Origin of the sequence: Delftia lacustris (genome assembly GCF_040267515.1) — a bacterium.
Classification (GTDB): domain Bacteria; phylum Pseudomonadota; class Gammaproteobacteria; order Burkholderiales; family Burkholderiaceae_C; genus Comamonas; species Comamonas tsuruhatensis.
The window spans coordinates 413,725-429,854 of the sequence record NZ_CP141274.1; the positions used below are offsets into that span (position 1 = coordinate 413,725).

At 46.9% G+C, this 16,130-nt stretch carries 13 protein-coding genes; 8 read left to right on the top strand and 5 right to left on the bottom strand.

Annotated elements, in window-relative coordinates; translation table 11 throughout:
- Positions 1 to 97: 97 nt before the first annotated feature.
- The 6 genes from U6958_RS03335 to U6958_RS03360 all read left to right on the top strand — a co-directional run bounded on the left by U6958_RS03335 (position 98) and on the right by U6958_RS03360 (position 6,431).
- Positions 98 to 1,861 carry a phosphoethanolamine transferase gene (locus U6958_RS03335; protein ID WP_244160582.1) on the top strand — a complete coding sequence of 588 codons (1,764 nt, stop codon included), beginning with the start codon at positions 98 to 100 and terminating at the stop codon, positions 1,859 to 1,861.
- A gap of 87 nt (positions 1,862 to 1,948) precedes the next feature.
- Entirely contained in the window at positions 1,949 to 2,338 is a 390-nt protein-coding gene (gene flgB, locus U6958_RS03340) for a flagellar basal body rod protein FlgB (protein ID WP_016448630.1), read from the top strand.
- A gap of 58 nt (positions 2,339 to 2,396) precedes the next feature.
- Positions 2,397 to 2,642 (top strand): double zinc ribbon domain-containing protein, encoded by a 246-nt coding sequence (locus U6958_RS03345; protein WP_227468485.1) that lies wholly within the window; start codon positions 2,397 to 2,399, stop codon positions 2,640 to 2,642.
- 72 nt (positions 2,643 to 2,714) lie between these two features.
- Positions 2,715 to 5,183: a heavy metal translocating P-type ATPase gene (locus U6958_RS03350; RefSeq protein WP_016448629.1), complete on the top strand. Its 2,469-nt coding sequence runs from the start codon at positions 2,715 to 2,717 to the stop codon at positions 5,181 to 5,183.
- Between the two features lie 299 nt (positions 5,184 to 5,482).
- On the top strand, positions 5,483 to 6,043 hold the full coding sequence (locus U6958_RS03355; RefSeq protein ID WP_227468484.1) for a phosphatase PAP2 family protein: 561 nt from the start codon (positions 5,483 to 5,485) through the stop codon (positions 6,041 to 6,043).
- Positions 6,018 to 6,431: a diacylglycerol kinase gene (locus U6958_RS03360; protein ID WP_051170571.1), complete on the top strand. Its 414-nt coding sequence runs from the start codon at positions 6,018 to 6,020 to the stop codon at positions 6,429 to 6,431. The genes U6958_RS03355 and U6958_RS03360 overlap by 26 nt, the downstream gene beginning before the upstream one ends.
- Positions 6,432 to 6,533: 102 nt before the next feature.
- Here U6958_RS03360 and U6958_RS03365 read toward each other — a convergent pair whose 3' ends face one another.
- The 3 genes from U6958_RS03365 to U6958_RS03375 form a co-directional block, all read right to left on the bottom strand.
- Entirely contained in the window at positions 6,534 to 7,958 is a 1,425-nt protein-coding gene (locus U6958_RS03365; protein ID WP_016448627.1) for an IS1182 family transposase, read from the bottom strand.
- A gap of 119 nt (positions 7,959 to 8,077) precedes the next feature.
- A complete protein-coding gene (locus U6958_RS03370; protein WP_016448626.1) occupies positions 8,078 to 8,404 on the bottom strand; it encodes a CzcE family metal-binding protein in 327 nt (108 codons plus the stop codon).
- 133 nt (positions 8,405 to 8,537) lie between these two features.
- Complete coding sequence (locus tag U6958_RS03375) at positions 8,538 to 9,584, bottom strand: porin (RefSeq protein WP_016448625.1); 1,047 nt, start codon at positions 9,582 to 9,584, stop codon at positions 8,538 to 8,540.
- Between the two features lie 327 nt (positions 9,585 to 9,911).
- Between U6958_RS03375 and U6958_RS03380 the strand changes: the two genes are divergently transcribed.
- Together U6958_RS03380 and U6958_RS03385 are read left to right on the top strand one after the other, a co-directional pair.
- Complete coding sequence (locus tag U6958_RS03380; RefSeq protein WP_074923978.1) at positions 9,912 to 11,444, top strand: hypothetical protein; 1,533 nt, start codon at positions 9,912 to 9,914, stop codon at positions 11,442 to 11,444.
- Positions 11,445 to 11,456: 12 nt separating this feature from the next.
- Complete coding sequence (locus U6958_RS03385) at positions 11,457 to 12,188, top strand: winged helix-turn-helix domain-containing protein (RefSeq protein WP_016448622.1); 732 nt, start codon at positions 11,457 to 11,459, stop codon at positions 12,186 to 12,188.
- Between the two features lie 913 nt (positions 12,189 to 13,101).
- Here the strand turns inward: U6958_RS03385 and U6958_RS03390 are convergent.
- Positions 13,102 to 15,285 (bottom strand): sensor histidine kinase KdpD, encoded by a 2,184-nt coding sequence (locus tag U6958_RS03390; RefSeq protein ID WP_016448621.1) that lies wholly within the window; start codon positions 15,283 to 15,285, stop codon positions 13,102 to 13,104.
- A complete protein-coding gene (locus tag U6958_RS03395; RefSeq protein WP_016448620.1) occupies positions 15,275 to 15,976 on the bottom strand; it encodes a response regulator transcription factor in 702 nt (233 codons plus the stop codon). Before U6958_RS03395 ends, U6958_RS03390 begins: the two co-directional genes overlap by 11 nt.
- Between the last annotated feature and the right edge of the window lie 154 nt (positions 15,977 to 16,130).

A 16,130-nucleotide genomic window follows, 5' to 3' on the forward strand; every position in this document is an offset into this window, starting at 1 on the left:
TACGAAATTGCTTAACGCGACGGCCATATACCATCCCAAAAGGCGTAGCTATCTGTCATCAGCAATGACAAAATAGTCGCGCATAGAAAAGCTGATTATGCCTTCCTCTTTAGAACAACGTTCTCTTGAGGAAGGCTTTTTGCGTTTGCCTCAAGCAAAAGAACTAGTCATGAAAAATAATAATCAAAATTTTCTACAAAAAATATCAGCACACCTGACAGTTACCCCAGCTTTTTTAATAATTGCGACAGGACTATGGATAGCGACCATTGGAAATATTCCATTGTGGAAAGCTCTGAGCCAACTGCCTGAAGGTGTCGATGCCAAGTTCTTTACAGGGTTTCTAACAGCAGTTGCTTCATTAAATATATCACTTATCGCAATCTTCGCCTGGGGACGGCTGTTAAAGCCGGTGTTGATTTTTGCGATACTGACTGCGTCTATCACGAGCTACTTCATGCTGAACTACGGGATAGTCATTGATCCCGGCATGGTGAGGAACACAATCCAAACGGATGTGGCTGAGGCGAGTGATCTTGTAAGTGTGCAAATGCTGCTTACCGTATTTATCCTTTCTGCAGTCCCAATCGCGTTCATATGCCTTGCGAATGTAAAGAAAACTACTGTGGCTGGGTCTATAGCTACCTCCGTTGCGTTATCAGCAACGGGCTTGGCATTTGCGATTTTGTGCATATTTCTAGTTTATCAACCATTCTCCTCGACGATGAGAAATCATACAAAGATGAGATATCTGATAAACCCATTAAATACCTTTTATTCAACAATTAAGGTTGCCACGAATCCATTAGAACGGACAAATGTTGAGCTTTCTAAAATTGGCCAAGACGCCAAAATAAATACACCTTCGGCAACTACAGCCGCGCCTATTCTGTTACTACTAGTCGGTGAAACTGCACGATCAGAAAGCTTTGGATTGAACGGGTATGAAAGAAATACCACTCCGCAGTTATCCAAACGCACAGATATATTTTCATCGAAAAATGCGTGGTCCTGCGGGACGAGTACAGCTGAGTCGCTTCCCTGCATGTTCTCTCACATGAGTAGAGAAAATTATTTCTCCAGAAAACAAAATTACGAAAACATGCTCGATGTCTTGAGTCGCGCCGGGCTATCCGTCTTCTGGCTCGACAACCAGTCCGGGTGCAAGGGCATTTGCGCAAGGATCGCAAACGAACAATTCAAGCATCAACCAAACAACCCTCTATGCGATAAAGAAGGTGTTTGCCAAGATTCAGCCATGCTGGACTCTTTGGAAGAACGTGTTAAATGGCCACCAACATATACAGAAGAAAAAGGCAAGGTGATCGTACTTCACCAGATGGGGAGCCATGGACCCGCCTATCACAGGAGATCAAGCACGCAAAGAAAGCCTTTCCAGCCCGAATGCAAATCAGTATCTCTGCAGCAATGTACACAACAAGAGATTATAAACGCCTACGACAACAGTATTGTCGAAACGGATCACTTTATAAATAGCTCTATAGAGTGGTTGAAAAATAAATTTCCATCAACCCCCACCGCTTTGATATACGTCTCTGACCATGGAGAGTCACTAGGCGAAAGCAACATTTATCTTCATGGTCTCCCCTACTCAATTGCACCCAGCGTACAGAAAAATATTCCGTGGATAGTATGGCTCTCCGACTCTATGGAGGCATATGTAAAAAAAGATCTATCTTGCATCAAAGAGCAAAACAACGATAAAACCATTAGCCACGACAACTACTTTCATACAGTGCTTGGGTTAATGAACGTTCAAACAGATGTTTATGACAAATCGCTAGACATCTCTGCACAATGCGCGAAGAAAGATTCGGTCTTCAACATGACAAATATGTAACCCAATCGAATAGAGCGTTCCGCTATCATATTTATTGATTTTATATTCAAAATCATCTCGAACGAGGTTTTTTGTAGGAGGTGAAAAATGAGTGAAGTTCGTTTTGAAGATTTAGCGTTAAGAATAAGAGCTCAGAGACTTGCAATTATCGCAAGCAACATCGCCAACGCAGACACACCGGGATATCAAGCAAAGGACTTAGATTTCAAAGGAGCGCTGGAACGGAGCAACGCAAAAATGCTCTCCGTCAATAGCTCCAGTAAGGGGCATATTCCCAGCTCTGAAATGAAATCAATTTATGACACAGAAGTTGCCTTTCGTCCAGCATCACAAAATTCGCTAGACAAGAACACTGTCGATCTAGATCAGGAAAGATCCAGCTTTATTGATAACGCGATTCGCACAGAGCTTGCAATGAAGCAAGCTGTGGAAGAGTACTCTGAAATTGGCGATATGCTTGCCAAAATGGTTAAATAATTAGATCTAATTTCAAGGAAATTACATCATGGGTTTTAGCAAATGGTTATTTGGAAAAATGCAGGATAATAGCAATGGTGGTCATCACGGTAAAAACGGAGGTCATCACAATAAATACAATCAGCGCGCACAAAAGGGCAGCTATGGAGAGGTCGGATATGCGTGCCCAACCTGTAGAACGCCTAACTCAGCTACAAGCCGCTTCTGTCGGCAGTGCGGACTTTCATTAGTTTGCCGAGGTTGCGATGCAAATATCACCCCCGGTGCAAAGTTTTGCTCGCAATGCGGACTAGCTGCTTCGTGAGTTGACGTTGCGTGCGCCAACTAGTACGCTGCGAAGCAGGTATCAATCTCATCCTGTCGTCGCTTAAATATCATGTCAAAAAAACTGCGTCTAGACATACCGGTAGTACTGCCATCGATTTCCTCAAGCGAGGATCTTCTAGTAAGAAGATTGTTAAATGATATCGAAGGAAGAGATGGGGTTGAGAAAGTACATCTCGAGCCCGGGCAGGATGGTGAATGGCCGAAGCTATGCATACACTATGATTCAGATAAGCTGCCATTAATTCGGATACGTGAACTAGTTCAAGCAGCTGGCTCCAGGGTCACAGACCGATGGGGGCATTTCCTGCTCGAGTTAGATGGAATCAAGCATGCGCGCAAGGCCCAAACCGTTGAGGCCAAACTCAGCGAATTAGATGGCGTTTTGGAAGCACAAGTAAGTGCAACTGGACAAGTTCATGTCGACTTCGACAAATTAAAAATAAAAGAAGCTGATATTTTGGAGTCTCTAAAAGAGTTGAGCGTCACGCCAGCTCAGTCAAAGGTAGAAAATCCTTCTGCCTCAAAAGGTCACGATCATTCAAAATCCGAGTCGGATCATAAGCACGATCATGGGAATGGTATTTTGGGAGAAAATGCCGAGATGATTTTCGCGATCACATGCGGCGCGCTGCTGGGATTGGGTGTAGTCATTGAAAAATTCGTAGCCAATGCACCATCTTGGCTACCACTTAGCTGCTTCGTATTAGCATATTTTTTTGGCGGATTCTTCACCTTAAGAGAAGCAATAGAGAACCTCAAACTTAAGAGGTTTGAAATAGATACCCTCATGCTTGTAGCTGCAGCGGGCGCTGCTGCTCTAGGCTCTTGGGCAGAAGGTGCATTACTACTTTTTCTTTTCAGCATTGGTCATGCGCTCGAACATTACGCGATGGGCCGCGCCAAGCGTGCAATTGAAGCACTCGCAGAACTAGCACCTGATAAAGCAACTGTTCGGAGAGACGGCGAGGCTCGCGAAATTCCTGTCGAAGAACTGGTCGTAGGCGACACTGTCCTCATTAAGCCAAATGAACGCATCGCAGCCGATGGGTTCATCGTACGCGGCAACTCTGCCATCAACCAAGCGCCAGTTACCGGCGAGAGCATTCCAGTTGACAAACGGGCTGTTGCTAATATTGATAGAGCCAGAGCAAAGCCTGATATTGTTGGATCGGAATCAAAGGTTTTTGCCGGAACGATTAATGGAGATGGTGGTATTGAGATTGAGGTAACCAAGAAATCTTCAGACTCAGCACTAGCCAGAGTCGTGAAAATGGTTAGCGAAGCCGAGACCTTGAAATCACCGACTCAGCGCTTCACCGAGAAATTCGAGAAGGTATTTGTCCCAGCGGTTCTGCTGCTCGCATTTTTACTGCTTTTTGCGTGGGTTGTTGTTGACGAGTCATTCCGAGAGAGCTTCTACAGATCGATGGCTGTACTGGTCGCCGCCAGCCCATGTGCGCTCGCAATCGCCACACCAAGCGCTGTGCTGTCCGGTATAGCCCGCGCAGCTCGAGGAGGCGTACTGATCAAAGGTGGAGCTCCTCTAGAAGAACTTGGATCGCTGAATGCAATTGCCTTTGATAAAACCGGAACATTGACCGAAGGTCAGCCAAGGATTACCGATGTAGTTCCTCTGGAAGGAGTTACGCAGGAAGAACTGCTAGAAGTGGCCATAGCAGTTGAGTCTCTCAGCGACCACCCTCTTGCTGTAGCAATTGTGAAAGATGCAGGCGCCCGCATCACCGTGCCGGTCCGCCTGAATGCCGTCGATCTCAATAATTTGATTGGCCGCGGAGTGAAGGCAACCATCGACTCCAAACCGGTTTGGATCGGTAAGGCCGAGATGTTCGGCACTGAGGGAATTCCCAGTCTAAGTAGTCAATCAAAATTAATAATAGACAAACTCCGAGAAGATGGCCGAACAACAATGTTTGTTCGGTTTGATGATAAAGAGCTCGGAGCTATCGGTCTACTAGATACTCCGAGACCTGGAGCGAAGGAAGCACTGCAAGAACTGCGTCGTCTAGGCATTTCTAGAATGATAATGATCTCTGGTGACCACCAAAAGGTTGCGGATGCGATTGCTAAAGAGGTAGGCCTAGACGAGGCTTGGGGTGACCTCATGCCCGAAGACAAAGTTAAGGCAATACGAGACCTAAAGAAAAGCACTAAAGTTGCCATGGTTGGAGATGGCGTTAACGATGCCCCCGCCATGGCGAACTCCACGGTAGGAATTGCGATGGGAGCTGCCGGTTCCGACGTGGCTCTAGAAACAGCGGATGTCGCATTAATGGCAGATGATCTAAAGCATTTGCCATTTGCGGTAGGCCTGAGTCGACACACCAGATCAGTCATACGACAGAACGTCTTCGTGAGCTTAGGCATAGTCGCAGTTCTAGTGCCTGCTACTATTATGGGACTCAGTATTGGCGTTGCGGTTGCGGTCCATGAGGGATCAACCCTATTAGTGGTTTTCAATGCACTACGTTTGCTAGCCTACAAAAAGCAACAGGTCTGATCAGTGCTGACCACCATAGTCTGAGAAAACTGGCCCCTAGATGCGGGCCAGTTTTAATTGATACGCTGACACTGCAGAAAATTCTTAAAATAAAAAATATGTTTCAAGAAAAGTCGCGAAATAACATAGATTTCAAACGACACCAGTTTCTGATAACCCATATCTTTACACCGTTCCTTCCAATAATTGCCATGTCATATCTACTTATGACCGGAGGAGGTGATCAATGGCTTGCTGGATTTATATACAGAATCCAAGGCTATGAATGGAGGTTAGTCGATAACTGGATCGCGTCAACAATGCTGCATAGAGGTGGAAAGATTGCAAGCATCCTCGGAGTAATAGTGGTTTTATGCATCTATATTCTATCTTTTTTAAAATTTCAGCCGAACGTTAGGCTATGGAGAACGCCACTGTGCTATTTGCTGCTTGCCATCTTAACGAGTGTGGTAGTAATAAATTTCTTAAAATTACTAACCAACATGGATTGCCCTTGGAGCCTATTGGACTACGGAGGGGATCGTCCATTTGTTGGGTTATTTGAGACCAGGCCCTTAGGCCTCGGGCGAGGAAAATGCTTTCCTGCCGGGCATGCTAGTGCTGGATATGCATGGATTAGCCTCTATTTTTTCTTCCTAATGGTTAAACCATCGTACCGATGGCTGGGCCTCGCCATTGGAATATTGTCCGGATTGATCTTTGGCCTGACGCAGCAGTTTCGAGGCGCTCATTTTGCATCCCATGACCTCTGGTCTTTAGCAATCTGCTGGTACATATCAGCACTGATGTATGCCTTCTTCTCAAAATTTGGATATCACCCCCGCAGCCACTATTGTGAAAAACAACTCCACCAAGCCTAATATTTTCGTCAATCAGCAGAAGAACCGAAAAGGACTAAACCGATTAATTCACGCAACGCGTTACTCCTGGCGAGGCATACTAGATGCTTGGCATGAAAAGGCATTCAGGCTAGAGTGCAAGATATTTCTCATATCCGCACCTTTGGCATTGTTGATTGGAAACGGTTGGCTGGAGAAGTTTCTACTTATCGCAAGCATCTGGCTCTTGATGTTAATAGAAGTTCTCAATTCTGCCATCGAATCTGCAATAGACAGGGTAGGCTCCGAAGAGCACGAACTCTCTAGAAGAGCAAAAGACCTAGGTAGTGCGGCAGTGCTGATGGGCATACTGCTATGCTTGGCACTATGGACAGCTGCCATATACAACAATATCCGATTTTTCAATTAAAAAAGCCCACCTTAGCAGGCTGTGTAAATAGTCTGCCGAGTTCGGCTTGGAAGATGCCCCGCAATTGCGGGGCATTTTTTTGAGCGAGCGCGAGCAAAGGCCTCAGCCTCGCAGCGCCAGATGCATCCAGGCGGGGCCCTTCATGTTGAACACGCGCTTGAAGTTGTAGGCAAGAACGGCAAGGCTCAACTCGCCTTTGGCCCCTGGCAGACCTCTGATCAGCAACCGTGCATTGCCCAGGATGCGGTGTTTGATGCAGGCAAACGGATGCTCCACCGTTTGCCGTCGTAAGGCCATCATCTCTGGGCGCGCCTTCACGCCCTCTGCCGTCGCTTGCAGGGCGTCCTCGAAGAGATGGCGCGATACGAGCCGGCGCGCTGCCTGCGTGCACTGTGGCTTTTGCACGCACCCCGAACATTCTTCAATGCGCGCCGCGTAGATCACCGCACAGTCCTTGCGGCTGATCTGTTTGCGCTCAAGCCACTGACCTGCCGGGCAGACGAAGCGGTCGTGCTCGGCCTCGTAGGTAAAGGCGCTGCGGTCATAAAGCCGACCATCGCCCTGGTTGTTGACTGCGCGGTTGGCCGGCAGGTAGCACGCCATGCCCTGCGCCTGCAGTGCAGCGATCTGAGTGCCATTGGCATATCCGGCATCGGCCACGACCGTGCAGGGGGCCTGCAGAACGTCGCTGGCGGCCTCTGCCATGGGCTGGAGCTGTGTCTGGTCGTTGGCGTCTGCACAGATCTCATGGGCCACGATCAGGTGACTGCCAGCCTCCACGGCCGTCTGCAGGTTGTAGCCTGGCGCGCTGTTCAAGCTGCGCATGACCTGGGCGTCGGGCTCGGTGGTGACGCGCAGACGCTTGCCACTGGCAGCCAGCGCCCTGGCCTGATCGGCGATGAGTTGGCCATCGCTGTGCAACCGCGCCAGCGCCTTGCGCACACGAACGCCTTGGCCGGATGCCGATGCGTCCTGGCGGTCGGCCTCTTCGAGCAGGGCAAGGTAGCGCTCGATCTCCTGGGCATTGCGCTGGGCTTGCTCGGCCAGGCTACGCGGGCTGACGATGGCTTTGCGCGAGGCCACCGCCTGCACCTTGCTGCCATCAATGGCGACCGTGCTGGAGGCGATCAGGCGCTGGCTGCGGGCGAACTGCACGAAGGCAGCGCTGGCGGCGACCAAGGCCTGCAGGTTGCTTGTGCGGAATTGGGCGATGGTCTTGTGGTCCGGTGCCAGACGGCCCAGCAGCCACATGCACTCGACGTTGCGATGGCACTCGCGCTCCAGTGCGCGAGATGAACGTACCGCGTTGAGGTAACCCCATAGATAGAGCCGCAGCAGGTCGGCGGGGTCATAGGGTGGTGCCCCCATGCGCTGGGGGATCGACTTGGCAAAGCCCAGATCCGCCAGGGGCAAAGCGCCAATCCACGCGTCGATGACGCGCACAAGTGCATCGGGCGCGACCAGCTCATCGAGCATCACGGGAAACAGGGCAGCCTGTTGCCGGCTCTCTCCACTGCGGTGGGCCATTGGGCTGCTCCACAAACAACGATGCCCTCCAGGCTAACGCCTGGAGGGCATCGTGGCTATCGCGGCAGCAGACTATTTACACAGCCTGCTTAGGTGGGCTTTTTTAATTGAAAGGATAATTATCCACCGTACTCGTATTCATTAGGTGCAACAAACATCGACTTGCCTTGGGTATCAAAGCCCTTGGGAGCGAATTTTGAAATCGGAACTTGAGTATGGTAGATTGAATCAGCCTTCCAGATAAACGTCTTTCCGTTGCTGGAAAACTGAATAATTTCTCCACAATTTATGTTTATTGGTTTATTTTGCGAAAGGTCTATCTTTCGAAAATTCGAAGACTGAACCTCAGAGCCATAGTAAGACTTTCCAGTTGGAAAAGTATCCGCATATGCTTGGCTTGTAACGAGTATCATGGCAACAGCAGCAAGCGATAGATTTGACTTCATTGGAAGCTCCTTTCCTTATAAAAAATGCCATGGAGCGCTAACTCCATGGCATTCACTATAACCGAGCCAATATTTAAATTAGCAAGCAGGATAGTTACTTTCCTGTCATATTGCAGGCTGCAAATTTGGCTCTTTAGAAGGAATGTCGAATACCGACTTCTGCGCCAGTAGAACTGCCGCCTCCAGCCAGACCAGTCGCCCCGCCGACCAGGCTGAAGTTCGCACCACCCTTATTTGTGATGCGGGCGATAGTGCCGTACACAGCTGTACGAGTCGACATGTTGTGAACGTAACCAATTGCGTACTTGTTGGCGTCACTTTGGTTGTAGGCAACGGGTCCCTTTCGAGAGTCGGTTCGCACATAGGAAGCTCGGATGTAATCCTTGCCAACCGGCACCGTCAAGCCAATTTGCCAACGATCTTCAGAGCCGGCAGCACGAGAACCATAAGTACCATAGGGCAGATCATCCCGTTGGAAGTAGCCCATCAGGGTCGCAACGCCGAAGTTATACGAGGCCGCGGCGCCGTATTGTTTGAGCTTAGCGCCAGAAGTATTGACATCAGTAGCTCCATAGGAAACAGAGACGCTCAAAGGTCCGTTGTCATACATCAAGCGACCTGCCATGTGGCGACCAACGCTGGTCAGCGGATCTTCGTCCATGGCGTACATAGCTTCCGCTTGGAAGCCTGCCCACTTTGGAGAGAAGTATTGAATGGCATTGTCATAACGATAGTAGGACGCGAACGTACCAGGCATACGGCTGGTGACATTGGACCCAGCCAAGCCGATCACGTTGAAGGGATCATATTTGGTTGCATTTTGCGAAGCAGGCGAGAAGTCACGACCCAAGCGAACTTCACCAAAGTTGCCCATCAGGCTGATCGTTGAGCGGCGCTGGAAGAATTTACCCGTCGAGCTGAAAGTCCCTGTATCAGCATTCACGTCAGACTCAAGCCAGAAACCTGCTTTCAGACCTCCGCCAAGATCTTCTACGCCGCGGAAGCCAAAGCGGCCAGACGACAGGCCGCTATTGTTCATAGTCAAATTGCTTGGAAGATTACTGTTGTTCACGTAACGCGTGTTCACGTCGACGATACCAAACAGCGTAACGGAAGACTGAGCACTTGCGCTGGCAGCGACGCCCGCCAGCGACAGCGCAACTATGTGTTTGAAGTTCATGATCAATTCCTTAATAGAGCGATAGGTTGATGCCTGCTTCGGACATCAATTGGAATCGTAAACGTCGCGCAAAAAAATATCGCCTAGTGAAAAGGAATGAGTATGTTTGCGCAAGCCAAAACTGCGAATTCTCATCGTTCATGAACCCTCCTTCCAACATTTCAAGTCGCAGATCTGATTTCTGATAGTTCCAAGGCGTTGCGTTTCACGAAAATTGCAAATATGTCATTTTTTTGAGTGGAAGTTGCCATCACATATTTGTTAGTGTCTTTGGAAAATTGGGATTCGAATTTTTTGGCTTAACTTATAGTGATTCCGGGAGATGTGATGCGGAGAGAGGATTTACAACTCAGGCAGCTTGCGAAGACTGGGGATACAGAGGCATGTTTAAAGCTTGGTGAAGCATATTTAACAGGCTCGCCTGGGATAGCAAAAAATACTTCCATCGGAATTTCTTATCTCAGATTGGCGATCCCAAAGGCCGAGAAAAAAGTAGCATCCTGCTTAGCAAAACATCTTTCGCTCCGAGAACTCATCAGCGAGGATTTGGCTTTTGCTCTTAGGCAAGCTGCTGAAATGGATGAGATTGCAAGATTAAAGTTGTCAGCCTGGCACTTTCTTCGTTGCGAGTCAGATATGGGAATTTCTTGGCTACGCCGATGTCAGACTAGGCTTATTGAGAGCAATGCTATCGATAGTCAAGTTCCACCTGTTTCCAAGATATTGGAAGCCTTACATGCACTACGTGTTATTAATACAAAAGATGTCTCTTATATCATCGAAAGCGAGGCTAGATCCGCACTAGATGAAAATCGCCTCGACAAGAGCATACAGATGATATCAATGCTCTCAATGAGCTGCCGAACTGTTTCGCTTGACCTAGTGCTTCATCAGCTGATATGCGACATTGTTGTGTATGCAGAGAAATTTAGGCGTGATTTGGGTTGTCTATCCAAAAATATGATCGAGCAGAGCTTAGAACGGTGCTCTGCAAATGGCGATCTCAATGCCTGCCACATTCTAGGAAGATCACTAGCCGGATATCCATGCGGTCATTTACCAGCGGATCGACTTGTACGCTCACAAAATCTCAGGAAGTCCGTTGCGCTCCTCTTGCGATGCGGCGATGCTGGCATGTCTATCGCTTGGCTGCATTTATTTAGAATTTGCTCCGATTACCGCAGCTCTGTAGCCAATCCAACAATGGCAAAATTTTGCCTCGAAAAGGCGGCAAAACATGGAATTGCAGAAGCAGAACGCTGCCTCGGAATAATTATTCTCAGAGAATCTCTGAATATAGATTCAATGGCGGCCGGAATGAAGTTGCTTCATTCTTCTGCCAACAAAGGGGATTCACTGGCTAAGACTCTACTTTGCTCTTTCGTACTTCCTGTTTCTGGCTTAGAAGAAGATGCTGAAGCAGCAATATTAGAAATCCAAAGTGTTACACCCATGCTGGCTATGCGGCTGCGACTGGCAAGAGCATTTGGGTTAACAAAACTTGAAGCCCTGTCCATGAATATTACGACCACCATTCGGCCATGGGGTTTGGTTTTAGAAAAGAACACCCTAGTTGCGAAGGGAAAGCTATCCGAACCAAGAGTTATTCCGGCAACTAGCACTTATGCGATGAACTGCCTAGATATCGCATCAAATCTTTTTACGTCTAACTCGTTGGAGAGCACAATATTAGAAGGATCGCTAAGAGCGAGATCACTGCAACTGAGGAGGCTTCTCCAGAAGTTGCATGTACAGGAGAAGATTTTCTTTTCTTCAGCATCCTCCCAAGAAAGAGAAACCACCAGAGTGGGTGCTAAATGGGCAAAGGTGCAAAAAGAAATTCTAAAAGTAGCTTTCTAGCAAAATGTATAAATGCGAATAATTGTTATTGTGCCTTTTGAAGGATTTCCGCAATATCTCAGAGAGACTTTGCATAATTTCGATTTGATAATAGAAGAATTTTTCGACTACGAATCAGGTATAAAGTTCGCCATAAGTAATGATATTCCCGTCATACTGGTTTATGAGAAGCAGTCGTATTTGGAGAAAATAGAGATATTCTGCAGGCAAGGCCTTGATAAATATCTCTCAGTGACGGTTATCACAAAAATTACAAATACCGCTGGCCATCAATTATTCCTAAGAGATATAATGGCATTATCAATGTCACGTATCAAAAGAAATGAAAAAATCATTAAAATCGTTGAGAAAATAAAAAACGGTTTGGTGCGTGACCTGAGAAACAGAGAGTTCTATAATTTAGAAGATCTAGTACTTGATTTATCGAAACAAAGAGCAGAGCGTGGCGGCAAGAGACTTGACCTAACCAAAGGTGAGTTTGCCCTCCTACTGGAATTCATGCGTCGATCAGGACAGGTTTTATCCCGAGAGTATCTGGCTGTACATGTTTGGAAGAAAGAAGGTGAATTTACGAAAAATATGGTTGATGTTGCAGTACGCAGACTACGAAAGAAGCTAGACGATAATCATGTGTTAAAACTACTCCATACTCGAAGAGGTGCGGGATATATTTTAGAAGTCCCTATCTCCAAAGAACTGGAGTCGGGATCATCCACCTTAAATTCAGAGACACAAGCGCCTTGAATGAAAAAGTGGTGCGCCGTTTCGTATATTGGGCGTAACTCCGCAGCCTAGCAGAAATTTGAACCAATTCACTCGACGCAGTACCATAAAATCAATTAACTAGCTCGGTACTTCTTTAGCAACTGCAGAGAATCGATGTCTCAAATGCGCGCCCGCCGAGATTACGCCCCAGGTTCGGTGCAACAGCCAGCCAATGTAGTTCGCGAGCTGCCGTGCGCGCAAAGCAGCAACTCCAGGTCGCAACGCAGGAGTGGTCAGTGCTAACAGGCTTGACTTCAATATCGGAACCGACGCTTGAGCCCGCAGTCATCGGTCCAGAAGAGTATCCAGCCTTGCGTTTCGCCCAGTTGCATGTCGAAGCGACGCAACGCCGCATGAAGGCAGTGATTGTGTCGTCGACGTCATCACTGGAGCTCATTGCTCGAGGTCGTCAAGACGCCTCCGGCCGAGCGGAAGCCAAACGGGAAAATATCCAGTTGGTCCCCTCATCTGAGTGACATGGAGCGCTACGGGTTGAAGTGGATCGGAACCAGTTTCCGTCAGCGCTTCGGTGCAGACAAACGTCCTAGACGGAGGCTCAGTTTGTGAGAAAGACTGGGCGCGTCGAGGCAGAAGTGGACAGCCCGAGGTCTTTTTATTATCTGTGCCAGATGCGCGGTTTGGGCCAAAATAGGAAATTTTTGGTTCCAAAGTAGCCCTGTGGGCCAAAGTCGTTAGTCGAGGAGGCTGACGTCTCCTCGTAATGGTCGTCCATACGCTCCGACAGTTAAGAACTGGACTGCCCCTGATCGCTGGACTAGAAGCATTCTCAAAAATTTAGGTTGATGCCAGTGAGACTGCTAGCAGTACATAAATACTGACGTTTTTTAATTGCATAGATTGGCGGGCGTGATTCTAACAAAAATATATTATTCTAAATATCACTGATTTTTCCAAAAACCATCCTTACTACTACACCGTTCGTGGCATTTTCTACAGAAATTGTTGCTTTCATTTTAAATAAATAAACCCTAGAGGCATATAGTCCGAGGCCATGATTTTTCTGTGTTGACTTATCGGAAACACCTACCTTGAAAAGTCTTGGGAGAAGATCTGAAGAAATGATCGGGCCATTATTGAAAACCTCGACAATCACTCCATTTTCCGAGCTAATTAAAGATATTTTTATTTGACCGCTGTGGTACCTATATCTTAGAGCATTATCAATGACATGATCAAGAACTAACTCGAACATGATAGGATCCATATAAGTTATGACATTACTCTCTGGGCCTAAGTATTTTATTCTTTCAATAATTGAACTTTTATTTTCAACATAATTGAACAGAAAGTCTGCTAAGTCTTCTTGCGAACATATGACTTCTTGACCGCCTATTCCATCCTCTACAGAGGCTGCAAGATATAATTTGTCAATACCATTTTGCATGCGTAGAATTGCTGCATACAAATCAGAGCCTTCGTCCACCTTGTTGAGAATGGTCTGTAGCGGAGAACGTATTTCATGGCCAATAGCATCTAGAGTATCTTGACGCAGCTCCAGCTTTGTTTCCATTAATAAAACATTTCGTGCCTTCGCTGCAGCCTCCGCTTCAATGGCTTGTTTTATTTTCTTATGTTGTTGCGCAATTCTATTGAATTGGAAAAATAATATATGTCCAAGTCTGGAAATTTCATCTTTTCTTCCTTTGTAGGGACTTTGGGAATATATGAACTCTCTTTTCTGTCCCGCTATATTCCAGGCGTTTTTCCCCAAAAGGAAGAGGCGGATACCAGCATGAATACCAGCAGCCAAAAGTAACGCCATAAGTAATATTGCTGCTGTCAACCATCCAAACGCACGTGTTACTACTTCTGGTAGCGCAACGGGGTCAGCTACCAACGTGGCAGAGTACGTTCCATACGGACCGCCAATTAGGTGTGTTTTTTCTGAAATTACAGGGTCCTGGGAATTCGGACCGGCAAGACTAGTTACTCGTGCCCATTTATCAAAAACTGTTTGAATCCAAGACTCTTGACGAGCAGGAACGGGTAAATTAAGTTCCGAGGAACTCCAAACTCTTTCGACTGAATTTCCATTTTTATGAAATAGATCTAATTTTGCCCCTCGACTTACTGTTGAAAGATATGTTCTTTCTAGCGAAACTAACGCGGTTCCCTTTTCTCCAGGAGTCACGCTGAACAACTCTCTCACTTGACCTTCAGATGCTCCAGAGTATATTTTTGCCCCAATATTAAATCTGCCTATGGTTGGACTAGGCCAGTCTTGGCCAGCAGCGCTTATTCCATCAAGAAAAGCAGCATCAATTCGTCCAACGATTGTTACATAATTTATTTTCGAACTATCGCCACTCAGACGCTCGAAGGCTTGCGCATTTATTGCCCTCGTAGCCTTTTCATTGTTCGATGCAAGAAATGCGGATACTTCATGAATTCCTGCAAATCTTTGCAATTGCGACGGGTATCGAGAGGCTGCAAGCGTTGGTGGCTCAAAAACTAAAGTAAAAACCAAAGGCTTTTCTGCATCTATTGTCAGAATCACCCGATCTGATCGGTTTAATACATTACCAGAACGATGACGTGCAATGGTGGGAGTGGGGTATTTTAAAGAAAAATATGCGTATCGTCCTCTGACATCGTCATTTATCATGGCAAAGCATGCCTGCAGCTTCAATTCTTTTGAAACATCACTTGGCGTGCTTGAGTCTGAATACTCGACAATACAAGATCTCGGTGCATCCCATACAATCTTCTCAGCGGTCAAGTCTCTGGCATTTCCGCGATTTAGAAGGTACGTATAAAAGGACGACTGCAGCGTTATAAAATTTAAACTTCTGAGTTCTGGAGAAAATGCTGCAGGATTTTCTAGAAGTGAGTTTTCTTTTACTGAGTAAAGAAAGTTAGAGAGCTCCGCTTCTATGGAGGATTGCCTGACTTGCTTCTCGCTTAGTCGAGCAGAATGCATAGAGTCGGTTAGTGCGAAAAATGCAAGGCTGATAGCTGCAACTGCACCAATGAAAAATGTCAATACAAAAGTGTGTTTGACGAGTTTTCGCTTTATTTTCTTACGCAGTTCAGCTGTAGCATTTTTAATTGGCATCTGATTTCCAATAGTACCCTTTTCCGGGGGTGGTGCCAATCTGATCAAAATCTGAATCTACAGCGCGAAACCTTTTCCTAGTGTTCGCTATATGAGCGGTAATCGTTGTTCCGCTCTTCAACGCCTCTTCCAGTTCTGCATGAGTTACGGTCGATCCAGCCTTTGATGCTAGAGCATATGTAATAGCGAGTTCCGTTGAGGTTAACGGAACAGCCTGACCCCTCCAGCTTAAATTTGGCGATCTAGGTGCGGGCTGAACCTCCAAGTATTTTGGCCAATTTTTGGCGCCCACCGCAGCTTGTGCTTCAGCAGAAACACCGAAGCTTAAGGCATGACGAACTTTATGCAGAAAGTCTACATCACGGATCGGTTTATTAAGAAACTCAAAGGCCTTCAGTTGGCTTAAAGCTATCTCTTGATATATATGAGCCTCAGGTATTCCGGACACGATTAGTGTCGTCATTTTTGCGCCATATTGGCGCAGTAAATGCATTCCGCCGAGCTTTTCTTCGACTTTATTTCCCAAATCTATATCAACTACTAAAAGGTCGAAGCAACCCTGTGATATTAGCCGCTCTGCCTCATCAAGCGAATACGCTTGAGATATTAATGCATCTTCTATCTGCCCTAGCAACCCGGCAAGCCTGGCGTTGGTACTACGGTCATCATCTACCACGGCAATTTTTGGCATGAGGCTCCCCACTTTTCAAAAGCGGTAGCTTCTCACAAAGAAAAGTGTAGAGGCTATAGCTTTCTATAACCCGCTTCGTGTTTCCTGTAGGGCCAGCTGAACAAAGCTGTAGCACCTACGTAGCGCTGATGGGTACATTGAGTGCTGCAACGAG